4 protein-coding genes are annotated in these 3244 nt (G+C 44.6%); 1 reads left to right on the top strand and 3 read right to left on the bottom strand.

Going from position 1 to position 3244, the window contains the following annotated elements:
- Nucleotides 1-72 precede the first annotated feature (72 nt).
- Complete coding sequence (locus PX636_RS05015; protein ID WP_004162765.1) at nt 73-774, bottom strand: DUF3120 domain-containing protein; 702 nt, start codon at nt 772-774, stop codon at nt 73-75.
- Nucleotides 775-937: 163 nt separating this feature from the next.
- On the opposite strand from PX636_RS05015, the gene PX636_RS05010 reads away from it, so the two are divergent.
- Entirely contained in the window at nt 938-1606 is a 669-nt protein-coding gene (locus PX636_RS05010) for a hypothetical protein (protein WP_004162764.1), read from the top strand.
- Between the two features lie 150 nt (nt 1607-1756).
- Here PX636_RS05010 and PX636_RS05005 read toward each other — a convergent pair whose 3' ends face one another.
- Entirely contained in the window at nt 1757-2518 is a 762-nt protein-coding gene (locus tag PX636_RS05005; RefSeq protein WP_004162762.1) for a sulfite exporter TauE/SafE family protein, read from the bottom strand.
- Entirely contained in the window at nt 2519-3070 is a 552-nt protein-coding gene (locus PX636_RS05000; RefSeq protein WP_288116385.1) for a DUF2854 domain-containing protein, read from the bottom strand. It lies immediately after the preceding gene.
- Between the last annotated feature and the right edge of the window lie 174 nt (nt 3071-3244).

The following is a 3244-nucleotide window of genomic DNA, read 5'->3' as shown; positions in this document are numbered from 1 at the left end:
CGGATTTTAACAGGTCAAAAGCCTTATTTTAAAAGGGTTTTACCATTATTCAGCAAGCACTAGCTATAACCCTTAGGCCAGAGAAGCGGTAATCCAAAATAAACCATCGACTAAAATTGTACTCAATACGGCTCCGCTAAATGCCCACCAATGGCATACCCGTTTTTGCAAAGGATAGATACCGATCGCTAGGAGCAGGTTGAGCAGCACGATCGCCCAACTGATGCCCCAGGGGGTCTGAATTTGGGCTAAGGCGTTATGAAATATCGGCGATACTAGGTTGGGATCTAGTTCCACGGTCATTAATTGTCGCCAGTAGGGAATTAGTCCCGTCAGATAGAAATATACATCGGTGATGGCGGTTCCTAACAAAGAACCAAGATAGAAAAGATTGCCCACTTTGCGGCGACCTTTGCATAATCCCCAGAGAACAAAGGGCAGCCCGATCGCTTCCATGGGAATATGGATCAAGGGTTCCCAACGCCACCAACCCCAGTACAGAGAACCTGCTAACCAACTCCAACTAAAGCCCAAAAGTAAATCTCCCCAAAGACTGATTTTTGCTTGTTTGAGCAGCCAAATCCCTAACCCGACCCAGAAAACGGTTAAACCTAGGCTAATTTCGGGATAGTAGCGCACTAGGGGCGCTTGCAGGAACACGGGGACTGATACCAGAAATGCTGCTGTCCAAAAGACGGATTGACATTTTTCCCAGTTAGGGACTAGGGGTTTCAGGCGATCGGGATTGCTGGGGACTAGGGTAGAGTTGAGCAAAGGATTTCAGAATTGTTACAAAACTTCACTTATATTAAGATACATCATTCTCTCTCTACTATATCCCCCCTAGGGGGATTTGGGGAAATTTAAAAATTGTTTTTGGCAATGCGCTATCCTGTTAAAATCGAAACGACAGCAGCGATCGAGGAGTGCAAAAAATATGGCAGCGGGCCATGAAGAAAATCCGAGAATGCCCCTAGATAAAGTTATTTTTGTCATTGCTTGCGTCTATCTAGGTTGGGTAGTGGCATGGCTAATCAGTCAAAAAAATGCGCCGGTCTCTCAAAATGGCACGATTTCCCAGGAAGAGCAAAAATTTATCGCCTATCTGCAATCATCCCTGGCTATTATCGATCGCCAAGGTCAAACTTCATCCCCCGATCCTGATCCTGATCCCCAAAATAACCCTTCTCCGGTAGCCACGGTTCCACCACCACCCCCCGCTAATTTACCGGTTAATAATACTCCCCAGATCATAGAAAGAATTTACGTTCCCGTTTATCCCCAAACCCCTGAAACTGCTGCCAAAATTGCCCCAGTTACACCCGCAAATCCCGACATTTCCGCGCCACCATTACCGGCTGCCCCCCAAGTGAATCGGCCGTTGGCAGCGGTTATTCCCACTAATAATCAGGTGAAAAATACCCTGGTGGGGGTGATGGATTTAGGCGATCGATCTTCAGCTTTATTTGATAATAAGGGGATAACTATGCGTATTTCTCCGGGGGAATTTATCAACGGTTGGACTTTAGTGGAAGTTGGTAGTCAACAGGTTATTTTGTCTCGCAACGGGCAAACGAAAGTCTTAGAAGTGGGACAATCTTTTTAGGGTGAACTACCCGCTGGTCGAGAATGCCTGAAGATAGACTTACGCCCACCTGGCGGATTTGGTATGATAGAGACAATTAGAACAGGTATGAGAACTAGGGAAAAATCTATCAATCTCCATCAATAAAACACCTGATTGACAAACATTTTGTTAACGAAGAAAATAAACTGTAGCGGTAATAATACTCAGAATTACCACAGTCCAGCGCAGATAACTAGGAGAGATAATTCTAGCTAGTTTTCCCCCCAATAAACCCCCAATTAAAGAACCAATTGCTACCACTATCGCCGCCGACCAATATACCTGATTAGAAAAGAGAAAAAACCAAGATGCCGCCACGTTAACCACCAAAGAAAGCAACTGTTTTAAAGCATTTAATCTCGTGAGATTATCCTTGAGAAATAAGCCCAAAATTGCCAACTCGATCACACCTAAACCCGCTCCAAAATAACCACCATAAATTGAAGCGAGAGCGATGGGTAAAAACGCCCAAATTTCCGGTATATTGCCCTTTTTGTCCCCCTGTCGCCGCTGCAAACAAGAGCGTAAAGTATCTTGAAAAGCCAATAAAGCCGCCGCTAAAAGAATCAGAAAAGGAATCAGTCGGTCAAACACTTGATCGCTGCTATTTAACAGCAAAATACCACCGATAATGCCGCCAATAACTGCCGATGGTAGCAATAACTGAATCCGTTTTTGTTGCCCGTGCAGGTCTTTTTTTTGGGCGAGAGTTGCCCCCAGATAACCCGGGCATAAAGCGACGGTATTAGTCACATTTGCCATTACCGGTGGGATACCCACCGCCATCAGCGTCGGAAAAGTAATCAGACTACCGCCACCGGCAAGAGCATTAATTAAGCCGGCAGCCACGGCAGCGATTACTAGGAAGCCATACTGAATAGGCGTGAGCATTTAGGCGTTAGGGGTAGTAATTAGGGCTAAATCAATTTTTTCCTCGTCAACTTGCTTAATTTCGGCTCTAATTCCTGGTCCAAAGTATCTTTCGATTTTTTCTTGTTTTGCCAGCCACTTTTCTAGGGGTAAAAGGGGCGATTCAAATTCTAGGGTGAGACAATAGGCGAAATCAACAGCAGTTTCACGAATTGCCACTAAAGTCGGTCTTTCCTCGTCCGTGGGGCTTAATCCCAGCTTTTCTAGGGCTTCATCCAGATGCACTTCCTGTCCGTAGCGATAGCGGGTGACATCGTTGCGAAGTTTGGTTTGGGTGACAGTAGCCTGTTGTTGGCGCAATTGCAAGATTTCGGGGCTAGTGGGTTGACTGAAGGGTATAGGTTTGATTTCTGAAGCTTTTAGGGCTAAACCTCCCAATAATAACGGTAATCCGTAGAAAAACCCCGCTAAATTGACCGTGGCGTTACCTTGGGCATAACCGATAATCCCGATAACCGTTAAAATACTGCCTAAAATTAAGCCAAAGTATGATAGTCTAATTTTCCTGAGCATGAAATAATTTTTTTCTTGAGTACGCTAATCCTTTAGAGATTATACAACTCCAAAGAATCTTTTTTGCAGATGGGCAGTGGGGAGATTTTTCAGTTATTAGCTACTGAAGGCAATTAGTGTCTATTACCTATTGCCGATGTACTCGCAATTTCTCAATTAATTGAGATAATTTCT

This window comes from Microcystis sp. M53598_WE2 (assembly GCF_030067735.1).
Classification (GTDB): domain Bacteria; phylum Cyanobacteriota; class Cyanobacteriia; order Cyanobacteriales; family Microcystaceae; genus Microcystis; species Microcystis aeruginosa.
The sequence above is the reverse complement of the archived record's forward strand: the minus strand, read 5'-3'. Positions and strand labels throughout refer to the sequence as shown.